Genomic DNA, 20,827 nt, shown 5'->3' with positions numbered 1-20,827 from the left:
GACGCTCACACCCGAGGAAGCACGTCCTCGAGATGCGCGCGCAGGTGAGCCGCGACGTCGACGGCATCGCGGTCGTAGAGCCACTGGTACTGCAGCCCATCCCACAGTGCGAGCAGCCAGACGGCCTCGTGCTCGGGGTCACGATGATCCGGAAGATCTCCGTCGACCTGCGCGAGTCGGAACAGCTCGGCGAAGTGATCGATCACCCGGCGGAACCGCTCGGTGAAGTAGTCGTGGGCGGGGTGCGCGGCCGGCACAGCCTCGCACGAGAGCACTGCGTAGACCTCTATCAGTCCGGGCTCGTCGAGGGCGTTCACTCGGGCACCGTCGTGGATCGCGCGCAGCACGTCGGCGGCTCGCTCTGCGCGATGCGCTGCTGTGCGCTCCTGGATCGACCGGTCGCGCTCCGAGAGCACGGCGCTGAGCAGCAGCTCCTTCGAGGCGTAGTGGTGCAGCAGCGTCGATTTCGACACCCCGACGGCCGCGGCGATGTCGCGCAGGCTCGTGTCGCCGTAGCCGGTGCGGGAGAAGAGCCGCATCGCGTCCGCGAGGATCTGTGCTCTGCGCCGTCGGCCGACGGCGTAGCCCGGGTCGATCTCGGGCGCGCCTTCGACCGCCGTGGCGTCGAGCGCGGGCAGGGGCCCGGCTGCGTCTGCGGCAGGGGAGGGCTGATCGGCATCGCGCCAGCCGACGGGGAGTGCCCAGAGAGACTCGCGTTCCTCGAGCATCTGCACGACATCGACGCGATCGGGGAGGTACTGCGAGATCAGCTGGAGGCCGTCCCAACCGGCTATGTGCCGGGTGGTCTCATCCGACACGTCGCGGTCGGACTCGATGGTGCCGTGCAGCGCCGCATCCTCGAGGACGTCGGAGCTCAGCGCCCGCAGCCGGGCGTAGCGCTTGCGCATCCGCTCGTGGGCGGGGTGCTCGGGCGCGGAGGCCTCGCCCGTGAGCGCGGCGAAGAGCTCGAGGTAGCCCGGTGTGCGGGCATTGCGGCGTGCGACATCGGCGAAGATCAGGCCACCCGGCTCGGATGCCGCGGCGATCAGGTCGAAGGCCTTCTCGTTGTCGTCCTCGAACCCGGCCACCACCTCTGCGAGCAGGTCGTCCTTCGACGCGAAGTGGCCGAGGAGGCCGGGGTGGCTGACCGAGGCTGCCGCCGCGATGTCACGCAGAGACGTCGAGCGGTAGCCGTTCGAGACGAAGAGCTCGCGGGCGGCGTCCACGATCCGCCGTCGGGTTTCGGCCGCGCGCGCCTGACGGGAGCCTGTCGCCGCAGTCGTCATCGCCGCCCCCTTCCCTCCCATTCTCTCTCATTACCAATCGGTCGATATTCACTTACCAAACGGTCGAGATTCGTGTATCGTCATCTCTCGACGCCGAGTCGCGGAGGACCGGCGCACCCTTTGCCCGAAAGGACCCCCCCATGACAGAGCTGTCATCGGCCGCCACTGCGGCGGCCGTCGGAACGACCGGCTTCAAAACCCCCGGCACCACGCCTCTCAAGACCCCGCGCGGCTACACCCCCGGACTCGCCGCCGTGAACTTCGGCGTCTACCTGGCGCTGCTCACCCCGGTGATGGTGTCGATGGCGTTCAAGATCCAGCGCCTCGACCCGGTGAACACCGAGGGCAGTCTCGGCCTCGTGATGGGTGTCGGCGCCGCCTTCGCCCTCATCGCGAACCCGCTGGTCGGACGCCTCTCCGACCGCACCACCTCCAAGTGGGGCATGCGTCGCCCGTGGATCCTGGGCGGCGCGATCGTCGGGCTCGGAGGGTTCGCGATCATCGGAATGGCCACCTCGGTGCTCGTGGTCATGCTGGCCTGGTGCCTCGTGCAGGCATCGATGAACGCGGTGCTCGCCGCCGCCAACGCGACTCTGCCCGACCAGGTCCCCGTCACCAGCCGTGGCAAGGTCTCGGGCGTCATCGGCATCACGACGCCCATCGGCATCCTCGCCGGAAGCTTCATCGTGAACTTCCTGCCCGGTGACTTCGAGCGCTTCTTCGTGCCCGGTGCGATCGCCCTGATCCTTGTCGTCGTGTTCGTGCTGACGCTCAAGGACCGCCGCCTCACCGAGAAGCCGGCCACGCGCTTCACGGTGGGTACGTTCTTCGGCTCGTTCGTCTTCAACCCCCGCAAGCACCCCGACTTCGGCTGGACGTGGTTGACCAAGTTCTTCGTGATGTTCGGCTACGCCGGTATCGCGACCTTCCTGCCGCTCTACCTCGTCAACAAGTTCGAGCTGGACGAGCAGGGCGCCGTCGGCACGATCCTCATCGCGAACCTCGCGTCGATGGCCGCCATGGCGATCTCCGCCCCGCTCGGCGGCTTCCTGTCGGACAAGATCGGCAAGCGTCGCCCGTTCGTCGCGATCGCCGGAGTGATCATGGTCGTCGGGCTCGTGATCCTCGCCCTCGCGCCGTCGATCGCTGTCGTCATCGTCGCTCAGGCCATCATCGGCCTCGGCGCCGGGTCGTTCCTGTCCGTCGATCTCGCCCTCGCCACCGAGGTGCTGCCCAACCCTGACGACGTGGCGAAGGACCTCGGCGTGCTCAACATCGCCAACGCCCTCCCGCAGTCGATCGCCCCCGCGATCGCTCCGAGCATCATCGCCCTGGGTGCTGCCACGCCACTCGGCGGGTACACCACCTGGTACCTGTTCGGTGCGCTCGTCGCACTCGCCGGCGCCGTCCTCGTCTACCGCATCAAGGGAGTCAAGTGACCATGACAGACGTGACCACCGCCCGACCCTGGCTCGACACGAGCCTTCCCGTTGACGACCGTGTGCAGCTGCTTCTCGACGAGATGAGCATCGAGGAGAAGGCGGGGCTGTTCTTCCACACGATGATCGCGATCGGCGACCTCGATGAGGCGAACCCGGTCTTCGCGACCCCGAGCGCGCGCGAGTTCGTGCACGTCAAGAACATGACGCACTTCAACCTGCTGGGTGCGGCACCGACCGGACGCGAGATCGCCGCGTGGCAGAACGCCCTGCAGCGTCTCGCAGCAGACACTCGGCTCGGAATCCCGGTGACGCTGTCGACCGATCCTCGCCACTCGTTCAGCGAGAACCCGGGTGCATCGATCCTCGCGGGCCCCTTCTCGCAGTGGCCCGAGACGCTGGGGCTCGCTGCTACGCGCGACCCCGAGCTGGTCGAGCGCTTCGCGGATATCGCGCGTCAGGAATATACGGCTGTGGGGCTGCGCGTCGCGCTGCATCCACAGGTCGATCTGGCCACCGAATCGCGCTGGGCTCGCCAGACCGCGACCTTCGGAGAGGACGCCGAGCTCTCGGGTATTCTCGGGGCGGCATATATTCGCGGTTTCCAGGGCGAGACCTTCGGGCCGGGCTCCGTCTCGACCATGACGAAGCACTTCCCCGGGGGTGGCCCGCAGAAGGACGGCGAAGATCCGCACTTCCCGTACGGTCGCGAGCAGGTGTACCCGGGTGGCCAGTTCGAGCTGCACCTCAAGCCGTTCGAGGATGCCCTCGAGGCGGGCACGCGGCAGATGATGCCGTACTACGGCATGCCCGTCGGCACCGAGTACGAGGAGGTCGGATTCGGCTTCAACAGGTCCGTCATCACCGGGCTGCTCCGTGAGCGCTACGGCTTCGACGGCCTGGTGTGCACCGACTGGGGGCTGATCAACGACTCCGAGATCTTCGGCCAGCCCTTCCCTGCACGGGCGTGGGGCGTCGAAGACCTGACGCCGCGCGAGCGGATGCTCAAGGTGCTCGATGCGGGCGCGGATCAGTTCGGCGGCGAGGACTGCCCCGAGCTGCTGCTCGAGCTCGTCGCGGACGGCTCCGTGTCGGAGGAGCGTCTCGACGTCTCCGCCCGCCGCATCCTTCGCGAGAAGTTCGAACTGGGGCTCTTCGAGAACCCCTACGTCGATGAGGACGCCGCAGACGAGATCGTCGGACGGGCGGAGTTCCGCGCCGCCGGCGAAGCGGCTCAGCGTGCATCCGTCACGGTGCTGACGAACGACGGATCGCTGCCCTTCGCCGGGGGGCTCAAGCTGTACGTCGAGGGGATCGATGCCGAGGCCGCGGCGGCCTACGGCACAGTCGTCGCGACTCCCGAGGAGGCCGATCTCGCGATCATCCGGCTGCAGGCGCCGTTCGAGCAGCGGGAGACCATGTTCGAGAACTTCTTCCACGCGGGCTCGCTCGACTTCGCAGACGACGTGATCGCCCACGTGGGCGAGGTGGCGCGCGCGGTGCCGACCGTCGTCGACGTGCTCGCGGATCGTCCGCCGATCCTCCAGCCGATCACCGATGCCGTGGCAGCCGTCACGGTCAACTGGGGCGTCTCCGCGGCTGCCCTGCTCGATGTCCTGAGCGGCGTCGTGAGCGCGCAGGGCACGCTGCCGTTCGACCTGCCGAGGTCGATGGCGGCGGTTGAAGCCTCACGCCCCGACGTCCCGTTCGACACCGCCGATCCGCTCTTCCGTTTCGGGCACGGCCTCACGCTCTAGCGACCCGACCGCGCACGGAAACGCCCCGCAGGCATCGACCTGCGGGGCGTTTTCGCGTGTGCTGGGCGGTGGTCGATTCGTCCTTCGGAACCGCTCCGATGAACACGCCTGTGGGACGGTTCCACAAACTGTCGACGAAATGTCTCGGCACACGACGATTCAGGAACGAAGTCTGGACGTTGGCTGGACTTAACAATCCACATCCCGCAATACTGTCTGGACATGCGCTCGGTCGACTCGTGTCGACGCCTGGGGAGGGCCTTGTGACGCGGAACATCTGCATCACGGGAGAGGCGAATGGAATTTCTGAGGGGGAAGACTCTGCGGCGACGCAGAGCCATCGGAGGGGGGATCGCCGGCGCAACCGCCGGGGCTGTGATCCTCGCGAGCGCGTTGGTGCCCACAGCGGCGAATGCATTGGATGCGGCGGAGCCCACCGATCCGTCGGTGGCGCAGGGCCAGATCATCCAGCTGCCCGCCGATCTGCTCGGCGGCCTGGACATCGCAGCGCTCGGTCACACGATCACCAGCAACCCCGCCGCCCCGGGGTCTGAGCTCGGAGGGCTGGACGTCGGTCTGCTCGAAGCGCTCAACATCGATGTCGGGACACTGAACATCGCGCTGCTGACCGACGGCACCACACCCGGTCTCCTGCAGCTCGGCGATCTGGGTGCGGCGCAGAGCTTCAGCTCCTCGCCCCTGCAGACGCAGTCCATCGCCTCATCGGGTGTCATCACCTCGGGTGGCGCGATCGACACCGGCGCCATCGACGGCAGCACGAACCCTGCGACCCTCGAACTCACGGATCTCTTCGACCAGCTCGCGGTCGCCGGCCTCACCGACGCTGTCCTCGATGAGGCATCCGTCGGCATCGGAGCACTCGCCTCGCGCGCCGAGTCGACGGCCGGAACGGTCGCGTCGGAGTACCGCATCGCGGATCTGAACCTCGACCTGCACAGCAACCTGGTCGCCGGCCTCGCGACGACTCTGGGTTCGACCATCCAGGGCACTGTGACGCCTGTCAGCGACCTCGCCGGCCCCGGCGGAGCGCTCACGGGGCTCGTCACGACTCTGGTGAACACGATCAACGCGATCCCCGACGTCCCGCTGGTCGCGGCCTTCGAGGCCACCGGTGGCACCGTCGCGATCGACGGCATCGACACGGTCGGCGACACGGTCGTGGCCGAACTGCTGACGGAACCCGTCGAGAACACCACCGGATCGGTCCTCGTGGACCTGAGCGACGGGACGATCTCGGTCGACCTCGCGCAGATCCTCGTCGAGACGGGAGCCGGTGCGGACCTCAACTCGCTCCCGGCGAACACGCCGGTGCTGTCCGCGACGACGATCGCGGCCATCCAGCAGGGCATCACCACGGCGCTCACCGGGACGCACCCGAACAGCCTCAACGGCAAGGTCTCCACGATCCTCGCCTCGACGCTGGACTCGCTGGCGGTCACGCTGACGGTCGGGGTGGACCTCACCAACCCGCTCACCGGAATCGACCTCGTCTCAGGTGACGTCACGGTCGCCGGAACCCTCGCGCAGTTCGCGGGCACGGCGGCTCCGGCTCCGGCAGTGACCACCGACATCACGCTCGCCGGGCTCAACATCGGCGTGCTGCTCAACCCGGTGGTGAGCGCCGTCACGACGGCCGTCGCCACGACGACGGGGCCGTTGGTGGACACCGCGCTGAACAGCGTCATCCCGCTCGTGCAGCCGGCGCTCGCCGCGCTGACCGGTCCTCTGCTCTCGACACTCGACCCGGTTCTCCAGGGCGTGCTGTCCGGGGTGGCGACCATCACGATCAACGAGCAGTCCGAACCCGGTGACATCCCCGGTGACAGCTTCACCGTGCGTGCGCTCGGCATCGATCTTCTCCCGGCCGTCGGCGGCGGGGTCGAGCTCGACCTCGCCTCATCCACGGTGAAGGCGGCTGCGGCCGCTGTCGCTGCGATCGACGCGGCTGACACCGTGCAGGCGGGCACGAACCTTCCCGTGACAGGCTCGGGATGGCCTGCGAACACCGATGTCGAGGTGGAGGTGACGACCGCTGGCGGCGGTATCGTCAATGACCCAGTGACCGTGACGACGGATGCGTCCGGTGCCTTCACCGGCAGCGTGTTCATCCCCGCTGCCACGGCGCCGGGCGCCGGCTACATCGTCACGGCGACCGACGGCACGAGCACCGCGACCGACACCACCGAGGTCACCGCTGCGGCGACGATCGACGCGGCACCCGCTGTGCAGGCGGGCACCGACCTCGGCGTCTCCGGCACGAACTGGCCCGCGAACACGCAGGTCTCGGTGCAGCTCGCGGCTCCCGGCGGCGGCGCGAACATCGGCGGCCCCGAGCTCGTCACGACCGACGGAGCCGGCTCGTTCACGCTCGACTACCCGGTGCCGGCAGGGACCCCTGCCGCTGTGGGCTACACGGTCACCGCGACCGTGGGCACGCAGACGGCGACCGACACGACCGAGGTGACGGCCGCTCCGGTCGCGTCGATCGACGCGGCGGCGACGGTGCAGGCCGGCACGAACCTCGCGGTCTCCGGCACGAACTGGCCCGCGAACACCCTGGTCTCGGTGCAGTTGACCGCGCCAGGTGGCGGCGCGAACGTCGGCGGTCCTGAGACGGTGACGACGGATGGCACCGGTGGCTTCACGTTGAGCTACCCGGTTCCCGCTTCGGCGGCTCCGGGCACCGCGTACACGGTGACGGCGACCGCAGGTGCGGTGACGGCGATCGACACGACCGAGGTGACGGCCGCTGCGGCAGTGGATGCCGCAGCCACCGTGCAAGCGGGCACGAGCCTTCCTGTCACGGGCTCGAACTGGCCGGCGAACACCCAGGTCTCGGTGCAGTTGACCGCGCCCGGTGGCGGCGCGAACGTCGGCGGTCCTGAGACGGTGACGACGGATGGCACCGGTGGCTTCACGCTGAACTACCCGGTACCGGCCTCGGCGGCTCCCGGCACGGGCTACACGGTCACCGCGACCGTGGGCACGCAGACGGCGACCGACACGACCGAGGTGACGGCTGCAGCCGCTGTGGATGCCGCAGACACCGTGCAGGCGGGCACCAGCCTTCCTGTCACGGGCACCGGCTGGCCGGCGAACACCGAGGTGACGGTGCAGCTGACCGCACCCGGTGGCGGCGCGAACGTCGGAGGGCCTGAGACGGTGACGACGGACGGGACGGGCGGCTTCACGCTGGACTACCCGGTTCCCGCCTCGGCGGCACCCGGCACGGGGTACACCGTGACGGCGAGCGTGGGCACTCAGACGGCCACCGACACGACCGCGGTCACGGCTGCGGCGACGGTGGATGCGGCGGCGACCGTCGAAGCGGGCACGAACCTCGCGGTCTCGGGCACCGACTGGCCGGCCGACACCGAAGTCACAGTGCAGCTGACCGCTCCGGGGGGCGCGGTGATCGGCACTCCTCAGGTGGTGACGACGGGCGGGCTCGGCGGCTTCACGCTGCAGTACCCGGTGCCCGCCGGCACCCCCGCTGGCACGGGATACACCGTGACGGCGAGCATGGGCGCCCAGACGGCGACCGACACGACCGAGGTCACGGCGGCTCCGGTCGTCGTCGACGCGGCCGCATCCGTCCCCGCGGGCACAAATCTGGGCGTCACCGGAACGGGCTGGCCTGTGAACTCCACAGTGTCGCTGCAGCTGACGGCGCCGGGTGGTGGCGCGAACGTCGGCGGTCCGGTGACCGCGTCGACCGACGGGTTCGGTGCGTTCACGGCGAACTACCCGGTTCCCGCCGATGCGGTTCCGGGCACGGGCTACACGCTCACGGCCACGTCGGGTGCGTTCAGCGACACGGACACCACAGAGGTGACCGCGGGCGACCCGGGCGATGTCAACACGAACGCGGCTGCTTCGGCATCCGCCTCGGCTGACGCGACCGCAGATGGCGACCCGTCGGCTCAGGCCGCGGCAGAGGCCGCCGCTCTCTCCGACGCGACGTCGACCGCCTCCGCGGCGGCGACGGCCGATGCGACGTCTGCGGCTGAGGCCGCGGCGACGTCGGACGCATCGACCACCGCATCCACCGACGTCACCTCGACGGCCAACGCCTCTGCGGCGGTGGCTGCACAGGCGGCGGCTCAGGCGGATGCGTCGGACGACGTGAACGCGGATGCCTCGACGGCGGCGGACTCGAACTCGGCGGCATCGTCGGAGTCGGCGGCGACGGCGGATTCGTCGACGGATGCCTCCTCCGAGGCTTCGGCCAACACGAACGCGGCGGCTTCGGCATCCGCATCGGCCGATGCAGACTCCTCGACCGATGCGATCGCGGAGGCGGCGGCTCAGGCTGCGGCATTCGCCGACGCCACGGCTGAGGGTTCGGCCGCGGCCGATCCGTCAGCGGAAGCGGCGGCGGAGTCGGCTGCGACGGCGACGTCGTCGACCGCGGCCACCGCGGACGCCACCTCCGAGGCGAACGCCGGCGCGGCGATCGCGGCTCAGGCGGCGGCGCTGGCAGACGCGTCGACGGACACCGCGGCCGAGGCCTCGGCGACGTCGGACGCCAGCACGAGTGCGGCATCGAACGCGAGCGCGGCGGCGATCGCCAGCGCCTCGACCGATGCCTCCTCCGATGCGGTCGCCACGGCGGACGCATCGGCAGCGGCCGACCCGTCCGCTGAGGTCAACACCAACGCCTCGGCATCCGCGTCGGCATCGGCTCAGGCCGACGACGACAGCAACGCCTCTGTGGAGGCGGCGGCAGTCGCTGCGGCACTCGCCGATGCGACGAGCACCGCCTCGGCGGCTGCGGACGTGACGGCGGATGCAGCGGCTTCGGCCGCGGCGACCGACGACGCCTCTACGGATGCCTCGACCACGGCCACCACGGATGCGAATGCCTCCGCGGCGGTTGCGGCTCAGGCTGCGGCGCAGACCGATGCGACCTCGACGAGTGCGGCTGACGCGTCGGCTTCGGCCGACGCCGACCCGAACGCGTCGGCGGCCGCGGCGGCCAACGCCTCGTCGTCCGCAACGGCCTCCGCGTCGGCTGCCGCTGACGCCTCGGCTGAGTCCGCCGCAGAGGCTTCGGCCTCGGCGACGGCTGAGGCTTCGGCCTCTGCGGATGCAGCGGCCGATCCGACCGGCAAGATCGCCATCGCGATCAAGGTCCCGGTTCTCGAGCGCGGCTCCCAGCAGACCGCGGTCGGCACCGGGTTCGCGCCGGGTGAATCCGTCAGCGGTGTGATGACCTCCGCCCCGATCGCACTGGGGACCCAGGTCGCCAACGCCCAGGGAACGGTCACCTTCACCTGGACGGTCCCGTCCAGCACCGATCTCGGAACCCACACCGTGACCCTGACCGGAGTGAGCTCCGGCAGCGTTGCGGCCACGTTCCAGGTCGTGGCCTCGGGCCTCGCCACCACCGGCGGGGAGATCCAGGGCGGATGGATCGCTCTGGCGGCCCTGCTGCTGATGCTCGGACTGGGGGCTACGCGGATCGCACGATCTCGCCGGCCGATGGTCCAGGCGGAGTAGAACGCAGTGCACGAACGCTGAGAGGTCGGAGCCGTCGATGAGGCGGCTCCGACCTTCAGCGGTGAGAAGGATGTGAATGAGCACGATGACTGAGACCTCACCGGAAGAGCAGGCGGCTTCGGCTTCCGTCGCCCAGGCGCGACCCCGCCCGACCTGGTGGGTGAAGCTCATCGCGTTCGCGGCGTGCCTGCTGACCCTGTGGCATGTCGGAGCGTCGTTCCTGTGGATCGCGCCCTATTCGGCGCTGCGGGAGATCCCCACTCAGGAGGTGCTCGCCGGCTACATGCTGCCGATGTTCGGTCAGTCGTGGAGCGTCTTCGCTCCCGAGCCGATCAACGGGGACTACCACTTCAACGTCCGCGCCGTCATAGAGAAGGACGGCGAGGAGATCGAGACCGGATGGGTCAGCGCCACCGACGTCGAGCTCTCGATGATCCGGTACAACCTCATGCCGCCACGCGCCGGCATCCAGTCCAGCGAGGTCGCCAGCGGTCAGATGAACGCGTTCAACAAGCTGAACGAAGACCAGAAGGCCGTGGTCGGGCTCGACTTCGCCGAGGGCGACTGGGAGGAGTGGATGGTGCGCTCCTTCGACGAGCTCGAAGGGGACAATCCGTCGACCGAGGCGTACATGGCGGAGGAGCACCTCTCGACCGCCTACGCCACTCAGGTCGCCTATGCGATCTGGGGCGCCGACGCCGTCATCAAAGTGCAGTACCGCGTGAGCAGGCAGAACGTGGTCCCCTATGCGGATCGCAACGACCCCGGCGCGCAGCGCCCCGACCCGACGTTCTCGACCACGGGCTGGCGGCTGCCTATAGAAGAGGAAGGCCAGAGTCGCGAGAACTTCGCCGACACCTTCCGCGCACAGTTCGAGAGGATCCAGCCGTGAGCGCGCCGATCAAGACCGCGGCGCCCCGGGCGAACGCGAAGAAGAAGGATGCCGCGAAGAAGAACGATGCGGCGGCCGCTCGCGCGACGACCACGGCCCCTGCTCCGGCATCCGCACCCTCGACCCCGGAGCGGGCGCCGGCACCGGCACCCGCTCCGGCCTCCGCGCCGCCGAAGTCCTTCGTCACTCGACTGCTGACTTTCGCGTCGTCGATGATCGCGGGGCTCTGGGCGATGGTGCTCTCGGCCATCGACCGCATCTCGGCGTTCGTCGGCGACTGGCTCTTCAACGGCAAGAAGGCGCTCTACGGGCTCGCGGTCACGCGGATCCTCTTCGGTGTCACGGCGATCGGCCTGCTCGTGGCGAACTTCGGCACTCGTCTGTACACGTTCGGATCCGGGTCCGCGTGGAACGGCGAGATGGCTGGGCCCGTCAGCGAGTTCCCCAAGATCTGGATCTTCAGCGCCTTCCACGCAGCGATGGGCAACGACGTCCTGTACACGGCGCTGTATCTGCTCCTCGGCGTCCTCGCGGTGCTGTTCGTGCTCGGATGGCGCTTCCGCATCGTGCTGCCTGTCTTCTTCTGCCTCTGGGTGGGGTTCATCGAGGCCAATGACATGGTGGGCGATCAGGGCGACAACATGTTCCGCATCGCGTTGCTGCTGCTGTTCTTCGCAGACCCCGCCGCCCGCTGGTCGCTCGATGCCAAGCGTCGAGCGAAGAGCGGCGAATGGTTCGCTCCGAACAGCCAGCCGGCGCTGCTGGGCACGGTGTTCCACAACCTGGCGCTCGTGGCGCTCACCGCACAGGTGTGCTTCGTGTACGCGTCAGGTGCGCTCTACAAGGCGGGCGGTGCTCCCTGGGAGGAGGGGTACGCGGTCTACAACCCGCTGCAGACCGCGCGGTTCGGCACCTGGCCGGTGCTGAGCGACCTCGTCACGACGTGGGGGCCGATGGTCGTCGCGGCGACGTGGGGGTCGATCATCCTGCAGGTCGCGTTCCCGCTCATGCTGCTGACCCGACCGACACGTCTGATCGGCCTGATCGGCATCCTCTCCTTCCACATCGGCATCGGCGTGCTCATGGGGCTGCCGTGGTTCTCGCTCACGATGATCGCGATCGACTCGATCTTCATCCGTGACCGCACATGGGCTCGGCTCAGTTCCGGGACCAAGAGGCGGTGGGAGCAGACGAAGACGGCACCTCCGCCCGGAGCGACCGTCGGGGCCTGACGAGTCTCGCGTGGTGCCGACTGTGGTCTGACGACAACGCGGTGGGGCGGCGTGCCCGCTCGGCATTGGAGGATGGCCACAGGGCAGTTCGCCCCTGGTTGTGGCAGACCTACCATGGAAGCATCTTTACTTCCCTCTGAGAGGAATGCTCATGGTCGACGCCGCCGTCCGTCCGAAGACGACTCGCCCCCACACCGACAACGCAGACGCGAACCTGACGTTCGACGTCGCCAGGGTCACCGATCTGCTGATGGGCACCTGGGCCGACACCCGCCGCGAGGCGCGCGAGATGATCAAGGATTCGGCGTTCTGGCGTAAGGACGAACTGGGCAAGGACGAGCACCGTGAGCGCGTGCTCAGCCAGCTGCACCTGCTCGTCGAGAACAAGGCTGTGCATCGCGCGTTCCCGAAGTCGCTGGGCGGCGAGGAGAACAACGGCGGCAACATCGCGGGCTTCGAGGAACTGGTCGTCGCCGACCCGAGCCTGCAGATCAAGTCGGGCGTGCAGTGGGGGCTCTTCGGCTCCGCGATCCTGCAGCTCGGCACCACAGAGCACCACGAGAAGTGGCTGCCCGGTGTCATGGACCTCTCGATCCCCGGCGCCTTCGCGATGACAGAGATCGGACACGGATCCGACGTCGCCGCCGTCGGCACGACCGCGACCTACGACCCCGAGACCGAGGAGTTCGTGATCAACACGCCGTTCCGCGGCGCCACGAAGGAATACCTCGGCAACGCGGCTCTGCACGGGATCGCGGCGACCGTGTTCGCGCAGCTCATCACGAACGGCGTCAACCACGGCGTGCACTGCTTCTATGTGCCGCTGCGCGGAGAAGACGGAGTCGACCTGCCGGGCATCGGCCGGGAGGACGACGGACTCAAGGGCGGTCTCAACGGAATCGACAACGGGCGCCTGAGCTTCGACCACATCCGCATCCCCCGCACGAACCTGCTGAACAAGTACGGCGACGTGGCCGCCGACGGCACGTACTCGAGCGCGATCGACAGCCCGGGTCGTCGCTTCTTCACGATGCTCGGCACGCTGGTGCAGGGGCGCGTCTCGCTCGACGGTGCTGCCTCCTGGGCATCCGCTCTCGGTCTGAAGATCGCGATCACCTACGCCACCCAGCGTCGCCAGTTCGACGGAGCCGACGGGCAGGAAGTCGTGCTGCTGGACTACGGCAAGCACCAGCGCCGACTGTTCCCGCGCCTCGCGACGACGTATGCGCAGATCTTCGCGCACGACGAGTTCCTGCAGAAGTTCGACGGAGTGTTCTCGGGTCGCACCGACACCCCCGACGACCGCGAAGACCTCGAGACGCTGGCTGCGGCGCTCAAGCCGCTGTCGACCTGGCATGCGCTCGACACGCTGCAGGAGGCTCGTGAGGCCTGCGGCGGGGCGGGATTCATGTTCGAGAACCGCCTCGTCGGGCTCCGCGCCGACCTCGACATCTACGTCACGTTCGAGGGCGACAACAACGTTCTGCTGCAGCTCGTCGGCAAGCGTCTGCTCACCGACTACGCCAAGCAGTTCACAGGCAAGGATGCTGCGGCGCTCGCGAAGTTCGCCGTCGGGATGACCGCGGGCAAGGTGTTCCACGGCGCGGGGCTGCGCCAGTTCGGTCAGTCGGTCGTCGACCTCGGGCAGGTCGCGCGTTCGGTCGAGAACGGTCTGCGTGAGGAGCAGCAGCACCAACTGCTCGCCGAGCGCGTGCAGCAGATGGTCGCCGACGTCGCCGGTCGACTGCGTCCGGCGGGCAAGGACAAGGTCCTCGGTGCCCGGCTGTTCAACGAGAACCAGGCCGAGCTGATCGAGGCGGCACGTGCGCACGGTGAACTCCTGCAGTGGGAGGCGTTCACCGATGCTGTCCGCCGCGTCGAGGACGCCGATACCAAGAAGGTGCTCACCTGGCTGCGTGACCTGTTCGGACTGCAGCTCATCGAGAAGCACCTCGCGTGGCACCTCATCAACGGGCGCCTGTCGACGCAGCGCGCCGCAGCGGTGTCGCGGTACATCGATCGGCTGTGCACGCGGCTCCGCCCGTACGCGCTCGATCTCGTCGACGCGTTCGGTTACGAGCCGGAGCACGTGCGCGCACCCATCGCCTCCGGTGCCGAGCGCGAGCGTCAGGACGAAGCGCGCGAGTACTACGCGGCGCTCGCTGCATCCGGAGAGGCTCCGGTGCTCGAGAAGGTGCTGAAGAAGAACGCCAAGCGCTGACGCGGAGTTCGCGACTGCGACGACACCGGCCGGGATCGTGGGATCCCGGCCGGTGTCGTCTGTCGGTGTGGTCTGTCGGTGTCGTGTACCCGTGTCGTCTGCCGGTGTCGTCTGTCTGGGTGCGCGCTCAGGGCCCGGGCTGAGGCGGGTACGGTGCGGGAGGCGGCTGCTGTCCGGGAGACGGCGGGTACGGATGCTGCATCGCGGTGGGTGGGAACTGCGCTGGCGGGTACTGCGTCTGAGCGTTCTGAGCGTTCTGTGCGCCGGGATACTGTGCGCCGGGATACTGCACGTCCGCATACTGCCCCGTCGAGTACTGTGCCTGTGCGGACGAGGCGTCTCCCGAGTGCGCTGAACCGTCGGGAGTGAGCCGCGGCTGGGTTCGGACGCGCAGCAGCACGACGGTGAACACGAGATACAGCAGCCCAGCCGCTGCCCCGCCGCCGTAGAGGAGCAGGGTCGGAACCACGGTGTTCAGTCCGCGCGGCAGCTCGAACAGCAGCGGGAACGCGGTCTCGGGAGCGGCGATCAGCAGAATGCTGGCGACCAGCAGCGCGAGTGCCGGAAGCACGAGCGCGAAGGGAGACCACCTCGTCACGGCGATGCCCGCGATCACGAGCAGTACGCCGGCGAAGACCGCCGATGCCGCACCGGGACGGAGGTCGAACTCGAATCGTTGCAGGGCGAAGAGCGCTCCGTCGGCGATGCCCCAGGTGAGCGCCCAGGCGCCGGCGGTCAGCAGCAGCGGCGCGGCGACGATGCCGATCACGCTCAGGGCGGTGCCCCTCGGTCGCGGGTCTCGGCGGACGAGAGCGAGCACCAATCCCATCGCCCCGAGGGGCGCGAGCACGACGAGAGGCACTCCATAGACGAGTCCGTCGCCCCAGTCCCGTGGCAGGATCCGGATGATCCACGACAGCGTCACGGGGAACACCGCGACGATCAGGGGAACGATGCTGGAGATGCCGACGACGATCAGGCCGGCGGAACTCCAGATGCCGGTGAGCACGACCAGGATGAGCAGCGCGAGACCGAGAGCCTGAAGAAGCAACGACCCGACCAGGGGCGCCAGGTAGCCGTCGAATCCATAGGCGAGGAGCGTGAGGTTCACCGTCTGTCCGCCGACGGACAGCAGTATCAGGGCGATCGGCGTCAGTATGAGAGCGATCAGAATCGTGATCAGGCGGGCGGTCAAAGATGATCGGCGCATAGGACTTCCCTCCGGAGTCGTAGCCCCACGCTACCGATCCGAGTGCCGGAACGACACAGGTTCACCCCGTAGTGTCGATCTGCCCCACCCGAACCGACCCGAGGAGTCTTCGATGACCCGTGTCCACGCCTACGCCGCACCGAGCGAAGCCGCGCCGCTCGAGAAGACCGTGATCGAGCGCCGAGAGCTCGGTGCGAACGACATCCTGATCGACATCGCGTTCGCGGGGATCTGCCACTCCGACATCCACACGGTGCGCGGCGACTGGGGCCCGCAGAGCTATCCGCTCGCACCAGGGCACGAGATCGCCGGAATCGTGGCCGCCGTCGGCTCCGAGGTCACGAAGCACGCGGTCGGCGACCGCGTCGGCGTCGGATGTCTCGTGAACTCCTGTGGTGAATGTCGCAACTGCCTGCGCGGAGACGAGCAGTTCTGCTCGAACGGTGCTGTCTTCACCTACGGAAGCACCGACCGCGACGGCACCATCACCCAGGGCGGCTACTCCGAGCAGGTCGTCGTGACCGAGTCGTTCGCCGTGCGCATCCCCGATGCTCTCGCCCTCGATGTCGCCGCGCCTCTGCTCTGCGCCGGCATCACCACGTACTCGCCGCTGCGGCATTGGAATGTCGGACCCGGCACCCGCGTCGCCGTCGTCGGGCTCGGGGGACTGGGCCATATGGGCGTCCAGATCGCGAATGCTCTCGGAGCCGAGGTGACCGTGCTGTCGCAGACCCTCAACAAGAAGGACGACGGGATCCGCCTCGGCGCCGACCACTACTTCGCGACCAGCGACCCCGAGACCTTCCGCTCGCTGCGCGGGTCGTTCGACGTGATCCTCAATACGGTCAGCGCAGTGGTCGACCTGCGCGCCTACCTCGGCCTCCTCGACGTGGGCGGGTCGATGGTCTGCGTCGGTGCGCCGGCCGAGCCGCTCGCCGTCAATGTCTCCTCGCTGATCGGCGGACGCCGCTCGCTCGCCGGATCGAACATCGGCGGCATCCGCGAGACGCAGGAGATGCTCGATTTCTGCGCCGAGCACGGCATCGCATCGGAGATCGAGGTCATCACGGCTTCGCAGATCAACGAGGCGTACGAGCGCGTTCTCGCCTCGGACGTGCGCTACCGCTTCGTCATCGACGCCAAGACCATCGCGGACTGACATCGCCGCGGTTGTGTGAAAGAGGTGGCCCCGTTCTTCGAGCGGGGCCACCGCTGCGTTCGGGGAGGGGCTGTTGTCCTCTCGCTGTTGTCTGTCTCGCGCTCTCGGCTTTCCTGGGGTTCGCCTCCCTGGGGCTTGTTCTTCTCTTCTGAGGGCGCCTCTCGGGGGTTGTTCTTCTCTCCGGGGGCTTGCCTCTCGAGGGTTGTTCTTCTCTCCGGGGGCTTGCCTCCGGGGGCTGTTCTTCTCTCCTGGGGTTTGCCTCTCCGGGGATTGTTCATCTCTTCCGGGGCCGCCTCAGCGCCGCCACCCTATGTGCCCTCTCAGTGGACGGATCTGCGTCATTCTGGGAGATTGGAATACGACTCTGATCTGGGGTAATTCGGTGTGGTTTCGGGTCTTGAATGTCGGTGGTTGCCGGTTGACTGACGGGTATGAACAGCACCGTGGAGCTTCTGGATTGGGTCATCGCCGACCTCGACACGGTGCTGTCCGACGACGCGCTGGCCGGGCTTTCGGACGCGGATCGGGTCACGGTGTTGCAGGGTGCCGGGGCTGTCTTCCGTCGGGTCGAAGCGGTGATCGTCGAGACCGTCGCGACGGGGGATCCGGGTGACTTCCCGCACTCCGCGGGGTGTCGGGGGTTGAACGAGTTGTTGCAGCGGACGGTGCGGGTGGATGTGCGCGGTGCGACCCGGGTCGACAGGGTCGTCGATCTGGTGCGGCGCCCGACGACCCTTTCGGGGGAGCGGATGCCGGCCCGCTGGTCGGAGCTGCGGCTCGCGCTGCTCGACGGGGTAGTCGGGGTGACCGGGTTCCTGGCGGCGACCGCGCCGATCGAGAAGGTGTGGGATCGCCTCACGGTCGATCAACGGTTGGCGGCGGATGTCGCGTTGGCGGGCTGCGCGCGCGGGCACGGTGTCGTGGCCGACGATGACGATGCAGATGCTGACGATCGGGAGGCTGATGCGCCGGGGCCTGCGCCGACGGTGCAGGACTTGAAGGCGCTTGCGGAGGATCTCGCGTCGATGTTNGACGATGCAGATGCTGACGATCGGGAGGCTGATGCGCCGGGGCCTGCGCCGACGGTGCAGGACTTGAAGGCGCTTGCGGAGGATCTCGCGTCGATGTTCGACCCGGACGGGGAGGAACCGAAGGATGAGGACTCGAAACGTCGACGGGGCATCACGATCGGCCGTCTGACCGACGGCGTGCATGCGATCCGCGGATATCTGACCCCGGACGTTGCGGCGCAGTTGCAGCTGATCATGGACGCGATCCTCAACCCGAAAGGTGACGGCCCGCCCATGCCCGGCGTGCACTTCGCCCCCAGCGACAGCACTGGCGATGACTCCGACGTCGACACGGATGCAGGTGCGGGCGCAGACGGTGACNGACGGCCCGCCCATGCCCGGCGTGCACTTCGCCCCCAGCGACAGCACTGGCGATGACTCCGACGTCGACACGGATGCAGGTGCGGGCGCAGACGGTGACGATGCCGACCCTTTCAATTCGGATCCGCGGTGTGTGCTCGATGATCGCACCGCGTCGCAGAAGCGCCACGATGCTCTGGCGATGGTGGTCGCGATCGCTGCCCGTCACAACGACATGCCCACCCTCGGTGGAGCGTCACCTGTCCTGGTCGTGAACGTCGACGTGAAAGACCTTGCCGGCCACGCCTCGCACGGCGACGGGGCGGCCTTCGGGAATGCTGCGTCCGGAGCGAGTGGCACCCACCACGGCAACGGTGGCTGGGCGACGATCCCCGGATCCGGTGCCCACGTGCCCGTCTCCGTAGCCGCGCATATCGGATGCGCGGGCACCATCCAGCGGGTGCTGATGGATGAGGGCAGGATCATCGGGATCACGACCACCGACCGGGTGTTCACGGTGCATCAGCGGCGGGCGATCGTCGCCCGCGACAAGGAATGTCTGATCCCGGGGTGTCATGTTCCGGCGTCGTGGTGTGAGATCCATCACGTGGTCGAACACGCGAGAGGTGGGCCGACCCACACGGACAACGGCGTGCCGTTGTGCTGGTGGCATCACCGAAGTCTGGGCAGCTCGGGGTGGGAGATCCGGATGGATGAGGGCGTCCCGCAGGTGCGGCGTCCGAGATGGTGGGACCCCGAGCAACGATGGCGCGCACCGAGACTCAGCTGCGCGCGAAAGCGCCACCGATCGCCGACACCTGCCCGCGCCGGCTGAACACCCCACTGCCGTGGGGTGATTCGGCATGCATCGCACCGCACCGCGTCCACTACTGACCGCCGAGCATCGAGCACTGACTGCTGCGGAGCGACTACTGGTTGTCGGCTCTCCGCACGCGCACGCGCACCCGAGAGGCCACCGGAGGCCCGCCGCAGCAGGTTGGCTGGTGAATGCCGGCCAGACGCCCTTCTTCCTGAGGGCATTCGCACGACCGAGCAGACCTCCGTTCACCAGCGTTCCGCACCATGAGAAAGGCATGACCATGTCGATGGGTTCCCTCGAGGAACAGCTGCGACCTCAACTGCTCAGCGGACTCGCATACGAGCGCCTGCTCGCAGAGATCGTCAGCGGCAGGCTCGCACCCGGTCAGCGTCTTCGCCTCGATCTGCTCGCACACAGCTGGGCTGTCTCGCGCACCCCCGTCCGAGAGGCGCTCACGCGACTCTCCGACATGCGATTCGTGCACGTCTCCCCGAACGCCGGAACGCGCGTCGCGGACTGGTCGCGCGTCGACATGATCGAGCGCGCCCGCGTCATCGATCGACTGATCGTCAAGGAGTCGCTGACGCGCTCGCCGACCGGCTCACCGGCCGAGTCGCTGCCGGAGGCACCGGCCACGCGCATCCCGCTCGCCGACTCCGACTGTGAGCTGGCCGCCTATCTCGACCTCGCCGAAGCGCTCATCTCCCGCGAGTTCGGTCGCCTCGGCTCCCTGATCGTCGGGGATCACATCGAACCGCTTCGGCTCTTCGTCGACCCCGACACGGCCCGCCGTCACGGGGTGGATGTGGATTCGGGGCGCCCACGCAGGCGCGCACTCCTCACCGCGGCGCGCGCAGCCCTCGCACAGGGCGCACACGGTGCGGCCTCCGAGGCGCTCGACGCCTTCGGAACGTCCCTCCTCGAAATGCTCGGGTCAATGCCCGCAGCATCCCCCAGACGGGGTGCGGAAAGCGAACCTCCCCTTCGCTGATCGCCACCCTTCGATCGGCGCCCCACGCCGATCGAGAAATCTGCGACGCCGGTTCTGATCTGGCCGATCTCCCCATCGGTCCGGTCGACATCGCACAGCGATCCCCTGACCGGCGCAGCAGGACACCGGGTGTGGGCGAGCGCATGCTCGTCCACACCTTTCGCATCCAGCAGCAACACGTCCGGCCCGCATGTGTGCGAGCGTTCCCGAACCCCGGCCCATGTCGGTGCGCCCGGATAACGTGATGGCATGACGTCTCTGATCGCCGGGCCCGACCACCGCGAACGCTGCGCATGGGTGGGTGACGATGCGGAGTACCGCCGCTACCACGACGAGGAGTGGGGAACCCCGCTGCACGGCGACCGTGCGCTGTTCGAGAAGATGGCACTCGAGGGGTTCCAGGCAGGACTCTCCTGGATTACCATCCTCCGCAAGCGCCCTCGATTCCGAGAGGTCTTCGTCGGATTCGACGTCGAGACGGTCTCCGAGTTCGACGAGTCCGACATCGAACGGCTCATGGCGGACGCGGGGATCATCCGCAACCGCGCCAAGATCGAGGCCACGATCGGCAATGCCCGCCTAGTGAGGAACATGGCAGAGGGCGAGCTGGACGAGCTGATGTGGTCGTTCGCGCCCACCCCCGGCATCCGTCCCGCCTCCTTCGCCGACGTCCCCGCGGTGACTCCCGAGTCCACGGCCATGAGCAAAGAGCTGCGCAGGCGCGGCTTCCGCTTCGTCGGACCCACCACCATGTACGCGCTCATGCAGTCAGCAGGAATGGTCGACGACCACATCGAGGGATGTTGGCGGGCCTGATCTCCACCCCACACAGCCTGCACCGCACGGCCGTGACTTCGAGCGACCCTCGGGATCGTCGATCCCCTCGATATACTCGGTGATCGGGGGGAACGCCCAGCGCAGCGCGCC

At 68.3% G+C, this 20,827-nt stretch carries 12 protein-coding genes and 2 pseudogenes; 12 read left to right on the top strand and 2 right to left on the bottom strand.

Annotated features, from left to right (window positions below):
- Positions 1-5 precede the first annotated feature (5 nt).
- Positions 6-1,286, bottom strand: a complete 1,281-nt coding sequence (locus ASF63_RS04955; protein WP_056510325.1) for a TetR/AcrR family transcriptional regulator — start codon at positions 1,284-1,286, stop codon at positions 6-8.
- Positions 1,287-1,426: 140 nt separating this feature from the next.
- On the opposite strand from ASF63_RS04955, the gene ASF63_RS04950 reads away from it, so the two are divergent.
- The 6 genes from ASF63_RS04950 (at position 1,427) to ASF63_RS04925 (ending at position 14,350) form a co-directional block, all read left to right on the top strand.
- Positions 1,427-2,725, top strand: a complete 1,299-nt coding sequence (locus ASF63_RS04950; protein ID WP_056510323.1) for an MFS transporter — start codon at positions 1,427-1,429, stop codon at positions 2,723-2,725.
- Positions 2,726-2,727: 2 nt separating this feature from the next.
- Positions 2,728-4,482, top strand: a complete 1,755-nt coding sequence (locus ASF63_RS04945; protein ID WP_056510321.1) for a glycoside hydrolase family 3 protein — start codon at positions 2,728-2,730, stop codon at positions 4,480-4,482.
- Positions 4,483-4,779: 297 nt separating this feature from the next.
- On the top strand, positions 4,780-10,005 hold the full coding sequence (locus ASF63_RS04940; RefSeq protein WP_157534238.1) for a choice-of-anchor G family protein: 5,226 nt from the start codon (positions 4,780-4,782) through the stop codon (positions 10,003-10,005).
- Between the two features lie 76 nt (positions 10,006-10,081).
- Entirely contained in the window at positions 10,082-10,897 is an 816-nt protein-coding gene (locus ASF63_RS04935) for a DUF5819 family protein (protein ID WP_056510317.1), read from the top strand.
- A complete protein-coding gene (locus ASF63_RS04930) occupies positions 10,894-12,129 on the top strand; it encodes an HTTM domain-containing protein (RefSeq protein ID WP_056510316.1) in 1,236 nt (411 codons plus the stop codon). The genes ASF63_RS04935 and ASF63_RS04930 overlap by 4 nt, the downstream gene beginning before the upstream one ends.
- 151 nt (positions 12,130-12,280) lie before the next feature.
- Complete coding sequence (locus tag ASF63_RS04925) at positions 12,281-14,350, top strand: acyl-CoA dehydrogenase (protein WP_056512677.1); 2,070 nt, start codon at positions 12,281-12,283, stop codon at positions 14,348-14,350.
- 127 nt (positions 14,351-14,477) lie between these two features.
- Here the strand turns inward: ASF63_RS04925 and ASF63_RS04920 are convergent, their stop codons facing one another.
- On the bottom strand, positions 14,478-15,560 hold the full coding sequence (locus ASF63_RS04920; RefSeq protein ID WP_056510314.1) for a hypothetical protein: 1,083 nt from the start codon (positions 15,558-15,560) through the stop codon (positions 14,478-14,480).
- A 112-nt stretch (positions 15,561-15,672) separates the two neighbouring features.
- Between ASF63_RS04920 and ASF63_RS04915 the strand changes: the two genes are divergently transcribed.
- From ASF63_RS04915 to ASF63_RS04895, 6 genes and pseudogenes are all read left to right on the top strand, one after another.
- Positions 15,673-16,719, top strand: coding sequence for an NAD(P)-dependent alcohol dehydrogenase (locus ASF63_RS04915; RefSeq protein WP_056510312.1), 1,047 nt, complete (start codon positions 15,673-15,675; stop codon positions 16,717-16,719).
- A 431-nt stretch (positions 16,720-17,150) separates the two neighbouring features.
- Positions 17,151-17,749 (top strand): annotated as a pseudogene (locus ASF63_RS19625) (hypothetical protein); the annotation flags it as partial.
- A 1-nt stretch (position 17,750) separates the two neighbouring features.
- Positions 17,751-18,110 (top strand): annotated as a pseudogene (locus ASF63_RS19620) (DUF222 domain-containing protein); the annotation flags it as partial.
- 1 nt (position 18,111) lies between these two features.
- Positions 18,112-18,924, top strand: an 813-nt coding sequence (locus ASF63_RS04905) for an HNH endonuclease signature motif containing protein (RefSeq protein WP_157534290.1), incomplete at its 5' end; no start/stop codon positions are given.
- A gap of 259 nt (positions 18,925-19,183) precedes the next feature.
- Positions 19,184-19,900 (top strand): GntR family transcriptional regulator, encoded by a 717-nt coding sequence (locus tag ASF63_RS04900; RefSeq protein ID WP_056510305.1) that lies wholly within the window; start codon positions 19,184-19,186, stop codon positions 19,898-19,900.
- Positions 19,901-20,149: 249 nt separating this feature from the next.
- Entirely contained in the window at positions 20,150-20,716 is a 567-nt protein-coding gene (locus ASF63_RS04895) for a DNA-3-methyladenine glycosylase I (RefSeq protein ID WP_056510303.1), read from the top strand.
- Positions 20,717-20,827 lie beyond the last annotated feature (111 nt).

Source organism: Microbacterium sp. Leaf320 (genome assembly GCF_001423485.1).
Taxonomy (GTDB): Bacteria; Actinomycetota; Actinomycetes; order Actinomycetales; family Microbacteriaceae; genus Microbacterium.
The sequence above is the reverse complement of the archived record's forward strand: the minus strand, read 5'-3'. Positions and strand labels throughout refer to the sequence as shown.